Origin of the sequence: Flectobacillus sp. (assembly GCF_049240685.1) — a bacterium.
Taxonomy (GTDB): Bacteria; Bacteroidota; Bacteroidia; order Cytophagales; family Spirosomataceae; genus Flectobacillus.
Window position 1 is genome coordinate 1 of record NZ_JBMLSD010000060.1, and the last position, 13,575, is coordinate 13,575.

The window sequence follows — 13,575 nt, forward strand, 5'->3', positions numbered from 1 at the left end:
TTTTACCTTTTTCGAAAAAACTAAACCCTATACCCTCACCCCTATACCCTAAAAATGCTCATACATCCTATCTCCTCACTTTTTTACCTTTTTCGAAAAAACTAAACCCTATACCCTAAAAACAATTCGTGCCTCTGTGCCTGTTCACTCTAAATCCCCCCTTTCAATACCTCCTCCACATACCACTCTGCTTTAGCGGCAGCGTCGGCATCTCTGAGAGCCAGCCCCAATCTTCTATGAAGTACATCCTCTTTGGTACACGCCATTTCGTAGCGTATAGCATATACTACTTCAGCTTTGATAAATGGATGTCCTGCTACTAGTAAGCTTTTCAAATCTGCATCTTCATTAGACAATTGAAGTACCTTTCCTGCATTACTGCCGTACTTTTTCATCAAATGTTGTGCTATCTCACTAGATACCTGATAGGTATTTACAAGAACTTTCCAATCATCAAAATGGTAGCCATCTCCTCCCACAAGTATTTGTTTATCGGTAGAACACTCCGTTATGGGTTGTTTGAGCACATTTTCTTGTACCATATCCACTGTATCTTTGGCCATCAAACGGTAGGTTGTCCACTTTCCACCCATGATACTAACTAGTTTTGAACGCTTATCAATTTCTACCTCGTGGTCGCGCACAAGTGATTTGGTTTCAGAATCCAGTGCTGAATGAAGCTTTGCCTCCAACAAAGGGCGTTGACCTGCAAAACCCGAAGTAACATCCTTTTCAGTCACAGGAGTTTCCAAATAGCGATTTACGTAGTCTATCAAATAAGTACGCTCGTAATCTTCCAGTTTTGGGTTTTCACTCAATTGGTCTTCTTCGTCGGTTGTTCCCACCAAAAGATGGTCTTGCCAAGGAATCATAAAGATCACCCGTCCGTCGTCGGTTTTGGGAACTAGGATAGCCGCATCGCCTTGAAGGAATTTTTTAGGTAACACAATATGAGCGCCACGACTTACCTTGATACGAGGTTTCATTTTGCTATTCGCCATTTTACGAATATGGTCGGCAAAAGGTCCGGTGGCATTGACAAATGCTTTTGCATGAATCTGGACTTCCTCACCAGTAAGTAAATCTTGAGCAAGGAGCGTTTTGATACGTCCAGTATCTTCGTTTTTAGCAAACTTGTTCGCTTGAATATAATTAAATGCCAAAGCCCCCTTTTCTACCGCAGTTTGAATCAAGGCCAAACAATAACGAGCATCGTCGAGCTGTCCGTCATAATACAACACTGCAGAATTCAGGCGCTTTTTTTTCAGTTCAGGAATCAACTCCAAAGCCTCTTTTTTCGAAAGTCTTTCGCTTGAAGAGATATTTTGTGAACCAGCAATCCACTCATACATTTTGAGGCCGATGGTATAATAAATACTCTCAATAAAGCTAAAACAAGGAGTAAGTAAAGCTAAGGGACGAGAAAGATGCGGTGCATTTTTTAACAAAATCTCACGTTCCTTCAAAGCCTTTCTTACCATTTTGTATTGTTCCCAATCCAATTTTTTTACAGCCTGTTCCAAGTATCGCACCCCACCGTGGATTAGTTTGGTCGATTTGGAAGAAGTCTGAGACGCAAAGTCATTTTTATCAATAATTACTACTTTCAAACCTCGCAGAACTGCATCTATGGCAATACCTGCCCCAGTGGCACCTGCCCCTATAATACAGAGGTCAAATTGCTCGGTTTGGCGTAACTGTTGGAGTTGAGAATGTCTGTTCATTGTTTATAAACTTGATTAGGGAAATAAAGAAGAGGAGGCCTTCAATATAAATAAATTACAATTTCAAAATCGTCAGAATAAATCTATCTCTCTATTTTCTTAGAGCATGTAAGAAAATTTGAGATAGTTTTGAGTATAAAGTACTATAAATAAACAAGCTACTTAAAAAATACTTATAAATCATGATAAGTTCACAAAGAATCTCAAAACTCGATTTTTTTTACAAGGATTTGTTCTATTTCGAGCATTTTCATCATTCGATTACCAAATGATAGGAAGTTTATTAACTTAACATTTGCCGATAAAAAAAGTCTTGCTAGTTTAGCAAGACTCCTTGAAAAATACAATAAATTTAACAATTAGATATATTCCGTTTGATTATTCTACCACTTCAGCGTCTTCGAGAATATAATTCATTTCGTAAATATCGTCGGCATTAAGTTTTAGTTTTCCTGTAAAAGTATGCATTTCGTCTGTTTTGTATTTCTTCGAACTGCCTTTTTTAGGTTTCAGAGACATTACCGACTCTGGGCCAGCTCCTCCGCAGAAGAAACATTGACTATAAGGAAAAGCCGACAATACATATACATTTGTTGCTGCGTCTACAGGAATCACATATCCCTTGATTGTAACTTCCTTATGCTCTAATTTTTTTACTGATGCGCCAAACGTTGGATACAACATATAGATAGATTCTTGTGGATACCACTTCTTTTTGAAGACTACATCCTTCAAAATCTCCCAAGTAAGCTTTTCGCCTGGGGCTATCATACGCAAGGCAGGATGCTCATGAGCCAATACGCCAGTGCTTATCAATAAACTAGCAAATACAAAAGAAAGAAAGCTCTTTTTCATTGATACAAAATTTAGTTTTTAGTGTTGAAATCGTAAATTCAAATTTGGCTATAGGATTTTCGCTTTTTACAAACGATACTGAATTATAAGCAATCGTGCAGAATTTAGATTTGAGTTTGGTGTTTTAGGCATAAGGCAAAGAGTGTAAAATTATTTTTTAGTAAAATAAAATATGTTTTGCCGAATGCCCTTAGCTGAAAGCCCAAAGCTCAAAAATGTACTTGCCTAAATAAGCACTCTTACTTAATCATCTGCCAATGTTCTCGAAATATCTATTTTATAAATACCTAAAGACGGTATCGCTGCTGCCAGTAAGCCTATTACCAAAGCTCCTACAAGTAACCACAGCTCTTCTACCAACAAAGATAAAACGCTAAAATCATAATGAAAGTTTTGTTCGACATTCTGCGCCATAATTCCCAAACCTAAACGACTGAGTAATACGCCCACCACATAACCTATAATGCTGATAATCAAGCCTTCGGACAATAATAGTAAAAATAATTTTGTACGACTAGCTCCCATCGATAACATCAAAGCCATTTCATATTTTCGCTCTTTCAACGAATTATACAATGAAACAAATACACTTATTCCTGAAACAATAATGATAACCAGTGCTATCAGCTTCAGTGTATCAATCCCAACACCCATCAAGGCAAACAAACGATTCATTTCGATGGCTGGTGTGGCGGTTTGCATGGTAGAGTTTTCATTGATACTTCTCGATATCATCATACCCATAGCTGGATTTCTAAATTTTACGAGCATCGCCGTGATTTCCTTTGCCTCCTCATGATGCTCTTCGCCTTGTTCGTCATGATGCTCTTCTTCGGTAAGTAATTTCAAAGCATTAGCTCCTTTTCCAGCCTCTTCCGCTTCGTGATGCTCGTGTACTGCCCACACGCTTTCGAGTGGCGTTATCAATACCTGGTCAAGTACAGAGTTGCTTTGCTTCAGAATCCCAACCACTTTGAACTTACTTTCGTCGTGATGATCACCCTCGCCATCGTAGCCATGCTGACTGGCAAAAGAATCTCCTACTTTGAGTCCCAAATTGCGAGCTACCTTAGCTCCAACCACGATTTCTAAGGCTCTTTCAAATGCTTTTCCTTGTTCAAATTCTCCTTGAAAATGCTCGATATATTTCGGAGTTGTACCAATAATACGGTATCCTTGGTAGCTATCGCCCATCGAAAGCGGAATAGCTGATTGTACCATCGGGTTACGGGTAAAACGCATGGCCTCATCCATATTGATATTGCCTGTGGGCGAGTCTATTTGATATACCGCTGCCAAAATCAATTGTAAAGGACTACCTTTGGCACCCAATACCATGTCTATGCCTTGAATATTTCGGGTAAATTTTTCTTCTAATTGTTTTCCCACAAGGAGCAACAAAGAGATAATTGCAATCCCAAGTGACATCAACAAGATACTCAAGAAACTGGTTAGGGGTTTGTCTTTTAGGTTTTTCCAAGAAATATGTAATAAATTCATTGTTAGTCAATTTTGTAATTTACTGCCTGATTTTCAAAACTCATTATAAGTACAAGTGCTTCTCGAAAACATCTTTGAGACGCTGGTCGTGTGTTACTACCACAAGACTTGCCCCTATTTCAGAAGTTTGAGTTTTTAGTAAGTCTATTACTTTCAAGCAGTTATCATCATCGAGATTGGATGTAGGCTCATCTGCCAAAATTACCGAAGCATTATTCATCAATGCTCTGGCAATACTTACACGTTGTTGTTCACCCTGCGACAATTGGGTAGTCTTTTTGGCAAGATGGTCTGCAAAACCTAGACTTTCGGCTAAGTGCTGTGCCTTTTCTTTTGCCAGAGACTTGTTTGCCAAATAATTAGCCAATAGCAAATTATCTAGCACGCTCAGCGAATGCACAAAATGAGGTTTTTGATAAATAATACCCACATTGGCCGCACGAAAGGCCGCTGCCTGAGCACTATCAAAATGGCTTATTTCTTGGTTATGAATTTGAATGGAGCCCCCCGTTGGCTTCAACAGAAGCGCCATAAGGTGCAAAAAAGTAGTTTTACCACGACCAGATTTCCCTAAAATCAACATGGTTTCGCTATCAGCACAGCTGAAATCTGGAAACGTAAATTGCTTCGTAGGAACATTGGGTTGAGTCGGATACGCAAAAGTTAATTGTTGAGTAGCTATCACAGTTGATGAATATGTTTTGGGTTGATAAATCATTGAGCGAATAAGCCTTTGTACTTCATCAAATGCTATTTTCAAGCAAAAATTCTGCCTGATAAGAATCGGGTAATCGGCTTGGATATACTATTTACCTCCAAAAGCGAATACCTTCATTCGTTTCGCACAATACAATATTTTTCTATCTGTAAATGAGTCAGTTTTTATTACAAATATAAACACTAAGCTCGTCAAAACGTACCGAACTGTGGGTTATTCAGAGGATTTAAAGATATTTTAAAGAAGAGGTTTTACATGGCTAGCAATATCTCGGCAGGGATTCCCAAATGATAATAGAGGTTTTTGATGACTTTAAGCATAAGCGGTCTTTTTCGATTAAGTATTAATGTAGAATTGTGAATGGTGAATTACGAATGTAAATTATTAATACTCCATATCTAAAATTGATTCAATCTTACTCTTTACTATTATTTTTTCCAGAAAATTTGAAATTACTAGTTCAAGCCTTAGTCTTGGACTTATTCCTTTAAACAGTTTTGAAAACGGAAACAACGTAGAAATGAAAGTGGAAGGTTTGTAGAATTTCATGATGTAGCTATTTTACAGTTATTATAATCAAATATATAGGGTTGAATCGTTTTCTCCTAATTCGCTCATAACCCTGTCTATTCATCGCCTATAATGCAATTATAAAAGATTATCTAGCAATTAGTTAGATACTTTAAACCTTGGCTTTTGTCTTGTTTCTAAGTTTTTTACCTTAGAGTAGAAAGTCCTCACAAATGGCTTTAGTATTCTAATACAAAAGCCCCTAATGTATAGTTATCATTTGTTAATTAAGCCTTTCTCAAAGTGTCATTTTGGTAAATTTTAGCATGTTTTTGCTAATTTATTATAGAAGTTTTCAAATTTAGAATAGCATAGAACAGCTAATTTGCTAAATTTGCGTCCACTTTTGAGGAACAGCAATTTTTGAGTAGAAAGCTATGAGTAACAACGTATTATATTTTGAACTAACCACCCCAGTTGAAGACGACCGCCCAATTTATATATCTGGCAATTTTAACGGGTGGCTCCCCGACAAGGAAGATTTTCGTTTGAAAAAAACAGAGGAAGGACGATATGTATTAAAATTCCCACACTCTGTACCACTTCCCGAAAAACTTGAATACAAGTACACCAAAGGTGGATGGAATCAGGTAGAACTAGATGAGTTTGGAAACTCCACTCATAACCGTATTGTAACTAAGAAACTTGGTGTCATGCACGATTTTGTGCCACACTGGCGTTTAGACGGTTCGAACTTGCAGCAGGATTTGATGCCTGAAATCAGACTAATTTCTGATTCATTTGATATGCCTCAGTTTGATACCAAACGTGCGGTATATATCTTGTTGCCCCATGATTATGACAAAACTGACAAAAAATATCCTGTCATGTACTTGCAAGATGCCCAAAATCTTTTCCAAGAAGGTTCGGCATTTGGGAATTGGGGTATCGACAAACAATTGGCAGTGTTGGCATCTCGTGGTCATGGCGATGTGATTATTGTAGCTATTGCACATGGTGGCGAAAACCGCTACAAAGAGTATTCTCCGTACAATAACCCCAAATTGGGCAAAGGCGAAGGTCGTAAATATGTACAATTTATTAGTCGTACTTTGAAACCTTATATCGATGCCAATTTCCGTACACTTACCGAGCGTGAATTTACAGGGATTGGAGGAAGCTCATTGGGTGGATTGGTAAGTATTTATGCAGGTTTGATGTATCCAGAGGTTTTTGGGCGTTTGATGCTTTTCTCGCCTTCTCTTTGGGTTTCGCCCAATATCTACTTTGATGCCATTGACTTTTTGAGTCATTTGCCTACCAAAATCTATGCGTATGCTGGAGGTGGCGAAGGACATTCAATGATTCCAAATGTGGAAAAACTCAAGCAAACATTGCTACGTCAAGGTAATAAGAAGATAGATATTAACCTTTCTCTGGATCCTGAAGGTAAGCACAACGAATCGCAATGGGGTAAAGAATTCCCTAAAGCCATCGAATGGTTATTCTTTTAACTATTGAGTGATTTAGTGTTTTTTTTATAAAACAAAAAAGCCATCTCCCACAGGAAGATGGCTTTTTGCATCACACTACCTTTATATAATGACGTTATTTGTATTATGAGTTCAAGACCTAGTCACTAACTAGACAACAAATACATGCGCATATTCACTAATCCACAAATCACTCATTCACAATTACTTAAAACTCAGGAAATGGGTCTTCAAACTTTTTCTTGGCTTCCATTTGTTTGATTTCCTCTTCAGTACAAAGACAATCTTTCAGTTCTTGTATCAATAATTCTTTGTCTAAATCTTGCCCAATAATTACTAATTCATTGATTCGGTCCCCAAAGCGTTCGTCCCAACGCTTCATGATTTCGTCTTTTGAGTCTTTCCAAGCAGGATAAAACGAACGCTCCCACTTGGGTACGCCTGCCCACCATTTTCCTGCATAATCTGCTCGAAGCGAGCCACCCGCTTGTCCCCAGTTTAAGGCATCTTTTGGTCTTGATGCTAGCCAAAATAAACCCTTAGAGCGAATAATTCCAGCATGCCAATGCTGATTGATATAATTCCAAAAACGAACAGGGTGAAATGGACGAGCATCTCTAAAAACGAACGAACTAATACCATATTCCTCTGTTTCGGGCGTATGACTAGGTTTTTCTAATTCTTGAATCCAGCCTGCCGATTGTGAAGATTTTTCGAAATCAAACAACCCTGTATTGAGAATATGTGAAGTTTCAATTTTGCCAAAAGTCGATTCGACAATCTTTGCCTCAGGATTAAGTTTTTGAATAATAGTTTTTAATTCCGCAACCCTCGCAGCAGAAAGTAAATCCGTTTTGTTCAAAACTATAACATTGGCAAATTCTATCTGATCTGTTAATAGGTTTACGATGGTGCGCTGGTCGTTAGGGTCGTCGTCATTGAGACCGCGAGTCCAGACTGTATCAATTGAACCAAAGTCTTTGGCAAAATTAAAACAGTCAACCACCGTCACCATCGTGTCTAGTTGGGCAAAACGAGAAAGGTCTATTCCGCTGTTTTCATCAATGTATGAAAACGTTTGAGCCACAGGTAAAGGCTCCGATATACCCGTGGACTCTATGAGCAAATAATCAAAACGCTGATCTTTGGCGAGTTTTTCAACTTCTACCATCAAGTCTTCACGAAGTGTACAACAGATACATCCATTGGACATTTCGACCAATTTTTCTTCCGTCCTTGAAAGTACATTTTCTTGTTTGACCAACTGAGCATCGATATTCACCTCGCTCATATCGTTGACAATAACTGCTACTTTCAAGCCTTCTTTATTATGTAAAACGTGATTGAGCAAAGAGGTTTTCCCAGCTCCTAAAAAGCCACTCAATACTGTCACTGGCAATTTTCTATTTGACATTTTTTACAAAATTTTATGTTAAAATAATGCGTCGTAATCAGCCCTAAGGAGGCAATCCACCCCAAATACTGCGCAAACCATACTTGATCTTCGTAAAGTAAAGCCCACCCAAAAACGATATAAGCCCCCCAAAGCCCTATTCGAATCCCCTTGGGCGTATGTTTGTGTGAACTCATCCAAACGGCTATCAAGCCCAATCCTATAAATAAATAATCCCAAAAAGGATGATGCGCAAAGCCCAAGCTCTCCAACTGAAACTCCCATTTAAACAAAAGCAAAATCGGCATCAGCATGCAATGTATGAGACATATACCCGAACTAATAATCCCTACATAATCAAAAGTATTCTTTCTATAATTTTCCATAAATGCAACATTGTTGCAAATATAAACTATGAAAATTCATTTTTGCAACATTATTGCGAATATTTAAAATATGTTTTTATATTTGCAACATTATTGCATTAATTCAACTAAACAAAAATCAACAAAACACTTTGTCAGGCACTCTCAAATTACCATTTATTCCAACTGACATTCGTAGTCCTTTTTTAATACACTCATTTATGAAAAATTTACGTAAATCAATCGCTTTTTTGGCCTTAGCTGCCACAGTTCTCTCTGCTAGTAGTTGTAAAAAAGATGAGCCAGATCCTGTTCAGGATAGTGAAAACCTTACTACCTTAAAGCTCAATTTTACGGCCGATGGAGTTACTAAAACATTCTCTTTCAAAGATTTAGATGGCATAGGTGGAAATGCTCCTGTAGTAGACAATATCAGCCTAGATGCTAATAAAACCTATAGCGTAACTGTGCAAGTATTGGACGAAAGTAAAAGCCCTGTAGAAGATATTACAACCGAAATCGAGGAGGAAAATTTTGAACACCTGTTTGTGTACACGCCAACACCAAGTAATTTGTTGACTATTACTCGTACAGATAAAGACAATAGAAATCTGGAAGTGGGTCTAAAAGCTTCGGCTGTGACTACCAATGCAGGAACAGGTACTCTGAGAGTTGTTTTGTATCACCAACCTCCACAAAACGGTGTACCAATCAAAGATGGTACAGCTAAAGGAAGCACAGATTTTGATGCACAATTCAATGTGACAATCAAATAATTTGCCTAGTAAAATATAGTGTTGATAAAATACTTTTGGTATTTCATCCATTTTATCAGCGCTTTGTACCTATACCTCCTAGTATCGAATCTGCAAAAACCTCTATATTTGTGTGTTTTTGCAGATTTTTTTATGCTTATAACTCTTAAAACTAAGTTTTTCGGTAATTTATAAAAGAGTTGTAATAGCTCATATACCAACCAATCTCGATGATTTCAGTAGCGCTTTGCACCTACAATGGTGCCAAATATCTAGGTGAACAATTAGAAAGTATTCTGAACCAAACTCGCTCGGTCAATGAAATCGTAATTTGCGACGACCGCTCTACCGACGCAACTGCTGATATAGTTAAAGCTTTTCAAGACAAAGCTCCCTTTCCGATATATTTCAACAGAAATGAGTCACAACTAGGCTCAACCAAAAACTTTGAGAGATGCCTTCAATTATGCCAAGGCGAGATTATTTTCTTATGCGACCAAGATGACTTTTGGATGCCCGAAAAGGTTGAAAAATTAGTAGATTATCTCGAAAAAAATCCCCAGCAACAAATGGTGTTCAGCAATGCTGGTATGATGGATGAAAAATCGGAGCGCATAACAGGACATATCTGGCAGGAAGTTATGTTTGATGATACTATGCAAAAAATCTGGCAAGCAGGTGGCGCTGCTCAGATTTTGTATAAAGGATATGTGGTAACAGGAGCAACAGTGGCGCTACGCAAAAGTGCTTTGGGTAATATGCTACCTTTTCCTACTTCGGTAAAAGACCTGATTCATGATGCGTGGATGTCCATATCATTAGCGCTCAAAAATCAGATTGGTTTTGTTAATGAAGAACTGATTTTGTATCGTCGTCATAGTGCCCAACAAGTTGGGTTTGGTGGTGGTGGCGAAGCTGTTAGCTTCAAACAACGTTTTTCGAGACCTAGAGCCGAAAAACTACTTCCTATTCAGGAGGAATTGCATCGTTTGGAGTCTACCTTGGCTTTGCTCAAACAACATTATCCAGAAGTACCTGCCAGTCAATTTGCCAAACTGGAATCACATCGGGATTTTGTCAAATTTAGACTTGAATTACCTGAAAATCGTTTGTTAAGAATATTCCCTATTGCGTTCAAGTTTTTGGCAGGTAAATATTACGACCCTCAAAAACATTGGTGGAAAACTTTATTGGGAGATATGATAGAATGAAGGGACAAAGTAAAAAAGGCATTAAGGCACAAAGTGTTTTACCCTATATACATAACACATACTTTACACTTTGTGCCTGTTCGCTTTGTGCCTGTTCACTCTTAATTTTATCAACTTAACCAGCAACACAATGTCCAAACATATAAAAGCTATTTCACATAAAAATCAGGTTGCAGTCGTGATACCGATGTATAAATCTGAGATGACACCGTTTGAGCAAAAGTCCTTTGAACAATGTATCAAAATTTTGGGGCATTATCCTATCGTCATTATCAAACCTGAATCTTTGGATTTGGAGCATTTGAAGCAATTTCATGCTGCTATTCAATTTCAAAATTTTGAGGATAAATATTTCAAAGGCATAGAAGGCTATAACGCTTTGCTAACGACTGTCCATTTTTATGAAGCATTTTTGGCTTATGAATATATGCTGATTTATCAGTTGGATGCTTTTATATTTAGTGATCAACTAACCGAGTGGTGTAATGCAGGTTTTGATTATGTAGGCTCACCACATATCGAACCTGAACGTTGGAAAATTGGAGACAAACTTCCAGGGAATTATCATCAATTCCGTAGAATTTTCATGAATGGAGGTTTTTCTTTGAGAAGAGTCAAAGCTATGATTCGTTTCTTAAAGATTTTGAAGTTTTTTAAAAAGGAATGGATTTCAAATGAAGATGGTTTGTTTTCGCTTCACTTTATTCAGCTTCGTCCATACAGACCATTGTTAAAACTTCCCAATTGGCAACAAGCGCTACAATTTGGTTTTGAACAACATCCCCAACTCTGCTATCAACTCAATAACCAACAACTTCCCTTCGGCTGTCACGCTTGGGAAAAATATGATTATGGATTTTGGGAAAAATATATGTAAAAGGCAATAAGCTGTAGGCTATAAGCATTAAGCTGTGCTTATAGCCTACAGCTTAATGCTTACAGCTTTTTAATTTGTTGGCTTATCGGGTACTGGTGCTGACGCGTGGTAGCCATCAAATACCACTTGTGCATATTTATCCAAAAGCTCTTTTACCCGCTCTTGCGACTCGGACTTGACGATTACACCTACGTGAAATTCTTCGTCCATACGCCAACAAACCTCGGGGTCATCAAAAATCATGGGGTCGGTATATCGTTGACGTGTCAGCGAAATCAAGATACCTGCGTACATATTTTGTACTTCGGGCAAGGTATATTCCAGATTACGAGCCATAGCTGTTTCGATATTGGCCCATTCTCGCCATAAATTGATACCTGTAGCAGCTTCTACCATTTCGGCCAAGTGTGCACCTCCAACTCTAGAAGCAGTTTCTAAGAAAATAAACTTCCCTGTTTCATGGTCACGAATAAACTCGGTATGACTAGCACTAAATTTCATTCCGAAGGCTTTCAATACCTGCTCGTTCATTTCTTTTAGGGCTAAATCCTCCTCCGAGCCAACCTCCACAGTCATAGAACGAAATACCCCTCCTCCATGCGCCACTTCCATCGGAGTAGACAAATAACGACTACAACGTGTAAAAATTGGTTGACCACCCACTGTCAAAGAATCTACATGGTAAACGTCACCGGGGCGGAACTGCTCGACCAGATATTCAGGACGGCGCTCGCCTAAATAATGCACTACCTCCCACAGTTGTTCTGAGTTATGGACTTTACGAATCCCCGTAGCCGAAGCTTCCGAGCGAGGTTTGACTACACAAGGGAATTGTACTTTTTGAGTAAATTCAAATACATCATTATCGTTGAATAAAGATGAAAATTGTGGCACGTTAATTCCTGCTTCCTCTGCTTTCATTCGCATCGCCAACTTGTCTCTAAACAATCGACCCGTGGTTTGTCCCATACCCGGTATACGAAAATGCTCTCGCAAATGAGCAGCCTTTTCCACATCAAAGTCATCGAGTGCAACTATACGGTCTATTTTTCGGGAGCGCATTGCATAGCCCAAACCAAGAATAATTTCTTGAATATCGATACTTCCATCTGGTTTTTCTTCTACATAAAAAAACTCATCGACGGCTTCGCGTGCCCATGGTCTATGTTCGAGTTTTTTATTAGTTAACAAAAAAACCCTATTTCCTGCTTGCTTGCAGGCACGCAAAAACTCATTGCCTTTGAAATAGGTTGAGATACACAAAAAGGTTATTTCTTTTGTCATAAAGTAAAGGGCTATATCAGTTTTGATTAGAGTGTCTTGAAGGTACACTACCAAAAGATATCAGAACTAAAAGTGTTAGAAAGTCTCAATGCTATGCTACAACACGACTTTATGGATTAAAGCCTTTGATACCTTTCTTAAATATAGCAAAAAAGATGGGATTGGAAGAAAAACAGAAGGGAAAATATTTTGGTAATAAGTTAGTAAGTAATCGTGCAGAACTAGATTTAAGTTATGTGTTTAGGCACTAGGCAACAGGCACAAGGCAAAGAGTTTAAATATGTTTTTTAGTAACTACAGATATGTTTTTGCCGAAAGCCGATACCTGAAAGCTCAAAATTAAACTTCAATTATAAGATATTGATAATAAAAACTTTACATTCATAATTCATACTTACTAACTAACGTAAAATAAAATTTAAGATTGCGCTTTCAGCTAACGACTTTCGGAGATGGGCTTTGGAAAAAAGCATGCCAGTGGTTTTTTAATACATTTAAAAACACTCTTTGCCTTATGCCTCTTTGCCTGTTGCCTTGTGAATAAATATTGTTAATCAAAAACTATTAATGATGTATTTCAAAACTAATAAAAACTAGCCCAAGACTAAGTCTTGAACTAGCAGTTAAATTAAACACTCTTTGCCTTATGCCTCTTTGCCTGTTGCCTTGTGAATAAATATTGTTAATCAAAAGCTATCAATGGTGTATTTCAAAACTAATAAAAACTAGCCCAAGACTAAGTCTTGAACTAGCAGTTAAATTAAACACTCTTTGCCTTGTGCCTCTTTGCCTGTTGCCTTGTGAATAAATATTGTTAATCAACAGCTATCAATGAGTGTATTTCAAAACTATTAAACACTCTTTGCCTTATGCCTCTTTGCCTGTTGCCT

At 37.9% G+C, this 13,575-nt stretch carries 11 protein-coding genes; 4 read left to right on the forward strand and 7 right to left on the reverse strand.

Going from position 1 to position 13,575, the window contains the following annotated elements:
- Window positions 1-149 precede the first annotated feature (149 nt).
- The 4 genes from ACOVQ4_RS02835 to ACOVQ4_RS02850 all read right to left on the reverse strand — a co-directional run bounded on the left by ACOVQ4_RS02835 (window position 150) and on the right by ACOVQ4_RS02850 (window position 4,764).
- Window positions 150-1,724 carry a glycerol-3-phosphate dehydrogenase/oxidase gene (locus ACOVQ4_RS02835; RefSeq protein ID WP_421819150.1) on the reverse strand — a complete coding sequence of 525 codons (1,575 nt, stop codon included), beginning with the start codon at window positions 1,722-1,724 and terminating at the stop codon, window positions 150-152.
- A 378-nt stretch (window positions 1,725-2,102) separates the two neighbouring features.
- A complete protein-coding gene (locus ACOVQ4_RS02840; RefSeq protein WP_421819159.1) occupies window positions 2,103-2,495 on the reverse strand; it encodes a DUF3299 domain-containing protein in 393 nt (130 codons plus the stop codon).
- A 327-nt stretch (window positions 2,496-2,822) separates the two neighbouring features.
- Window positions 2,823-4,079, reverse strand: a complete 1,257-nt coding sequence (locus tag ACOVQ4_RS02845) for an ABC transporter permease (RefSeq protein WP_421819151.1) — start codon at window positions 4,077-4,079, stop codon at window positions 2,823-2,825.
- 43 nt (window positions 4,080-4,122) lie between these two features.
- Window positions 4,123-4,764, reverse strand: a complete 642-nt coding sequence (locus ACOVQ4_RS02850) for an ABC transporter ATP-binding protein (protein WP_283345242.1) — start codon at window positions 4,762-4,764, stop codon at window positions 4,123-4,125.
- A gap of 980 nt (window positions 4,765-5,744) precedes the next feature.
- Between ACOVQ4_RS02850 and ACOVQ4_RS02855 the strand changes: the two genes are divergently transcribed.
- On the forward strand, window positions 5,745-6,821 hold the full coding sequence (locus tag ACOVQ4_RS02855) for an alpha/beta hydrolase (RefSeq protein ID WP_421819152.1): 1,077 nt from the start codon (window positions 5,745-5,747) through the stop codon (window positions 6,819-6,821).
- 187 nt (window positions 6,822-7,008) lie between these two features.
- Here the strand turns inward: ACOVQ4_RS02855 and ACOVQ4_RS02860 are convergent, their stop codons facing one another.
- Together ACOVQ4_RS02860 and ACOVQ4_RS02865 are read right to left on the reverse strand one after the other, a co-directional pair.
- Window positions 7,009-8,214, reverse strand: coding sequence for a GTP-binding protein (locus tag ACOVQ4_RS02860; protein WP_421819153.1), 1,206 nt, complete (start codon window positions 8,212-8,214; stop codon window positions 7,009-7,011).
- On the reverse strand, window positions 8,190-8,579 hold the full coding sequence (locus ACOVQ4_RS02865; protein WP_421819154.1) for a MerC domain-containing protein: 390 nt from the start codon (window positions 8,577-8,579) through the stop codon (window positions 8,190-8,192). Before ACOVQ4_RS02865 ends, ACOVQ4_RS02860 begins: the two co-directional genes overlap by 25 nt.
- A gap of 200 nt (window positions 8,580-8,779) precedes the next feature.
- On the opposite strand from ACOVQ4_RS02865, the gene ACOVQ4_RS02870 reads away from it, so the two are divergent.
- From ACOVQ4_RS02870 to ACOVQ4_RS02880, 3 genes are all read left to right on the forward strand, one after another.
- Entirely contained in the window at window positions 8,780-9,334 is a 555-nt protein-coding gene (locus tag ACOVQ4_RS02870; protein WP_421819155.1) for a hypothetical protein, read from the forward strand.
- A 209-nt stretch (window positions 9,335-9,543) separates the two neighbouring features.
- Complete coding sequence (locus ACOVQ4_RS02875; RefSeq protein ID WP_421819156.1) at window positions 9,544-10,524, forward strand: glycosyltransferase family 2 protein; 981 nt, start codon at window positions 9,544-9,546, stop codon at window positions 10,522-10,524.
- A 130-nt stretch (window positions 10,525-10,654) separates the two neighbouring features.
- Entirely contained in the window at window positions 10,655-11,401 is a 747-nt protein-coding gene (locus ACOVQ4_RS02880) for a DUF5672 family protein (RefSeq protein ID WP_421819157.1), read from the forward strand.
- A gap of 69 nt (window positions 11,402-11,470) precedes the next feature.
- On the opposite strand, the gene ACOVQ4_RS02885 is transcribed toward ACOVQ4_RS02880, so the two are convergent.
- Window positions 11,471-12,685 (reverse strand): ATP-grasp domain-containing protein, encoded by a 1,215-nt coding sequence (locus tag ACOVQ4_RS02885; RefSeq protein WP_421819158.1) that lies wholly within the window; start codon window positions 12,683-12,685, stop codon window positions 11,471-11,473.
- Between the last annotated feature and the right edge of the window lie 890 nt (window positions 12,686-13,575).

Coding starts and splice junctions, on each gene's coding strand:
- ACOVQ4_RS02835 (WP_421819150.1), bottom strand. CDS start 1,724: ATGAACAGACATTCTCAACTCCAACAGTTACGCCAAACCGAGCAATTT.
- ACOVQ4_RS02840 (WP_421819159.1), bottom strand. CDS start 2,495: ATGATAGCCCCAGGCGAAAAGCTTACTTGGGAGATTTTGAAGGATGTA.
- ACOVQ4_RS02845 (WP_421819151.1), bottom strand. CDS start 4,079: ATGAATTTATTACATATTTCTTGGAAAAACCTAAAAGACAAACCCCTA.
- ACOVQ4_RS02855 (WP_421819152.1), top strand. CDS start 5,745: ATGAGTAACAACGTATTATATTTTGAACTAACCACCCCAGTTGAAGAC.
- ACOVQ4_RS02860 (WP_421819153.1), bottom strand. CDS start 8,214: ATGTCAAATAGAAAATTGCCAGTGACAGTATTGAGTGGCTTTTTAGGA.
- ACOVQ4_RS02865 (WP_421819154.1), bottom strand. CDS start 8,579: ATGGAAAATTATAGAAAGAATACTTTTGATTATGTAGGGATTATTAGT.
- ACOVQ4_RS02870 (WP_421819155.1), top strand. CDS start 8,780: ATGAAAAATTTACGTAAATCAATCGCTTTTTTGGCCTTAGCTGCCACA.
- ACOVQ4_RS02875 (WP_421819156.1), top strand. CDS start 9,544: ATGATTTCAGTAGCGCTTTGCACCTACAATGGTGCCAAATATCTAGGT.
- ACOVQ4_RS02880 (WP_421819157.1), top strand. CDS start 10,655: ATGTCCAAACATATAAAAGCTATTTCACATAAAAATCAGGTTGCAGTC.
- ACOVQ4_RS02885 (WP_421819158.1), bottom strand. CDS start 12,685: ATGACAAAAGAAATAACCTTTTTGTGTATCTCAACCTATTTCAAAGGC.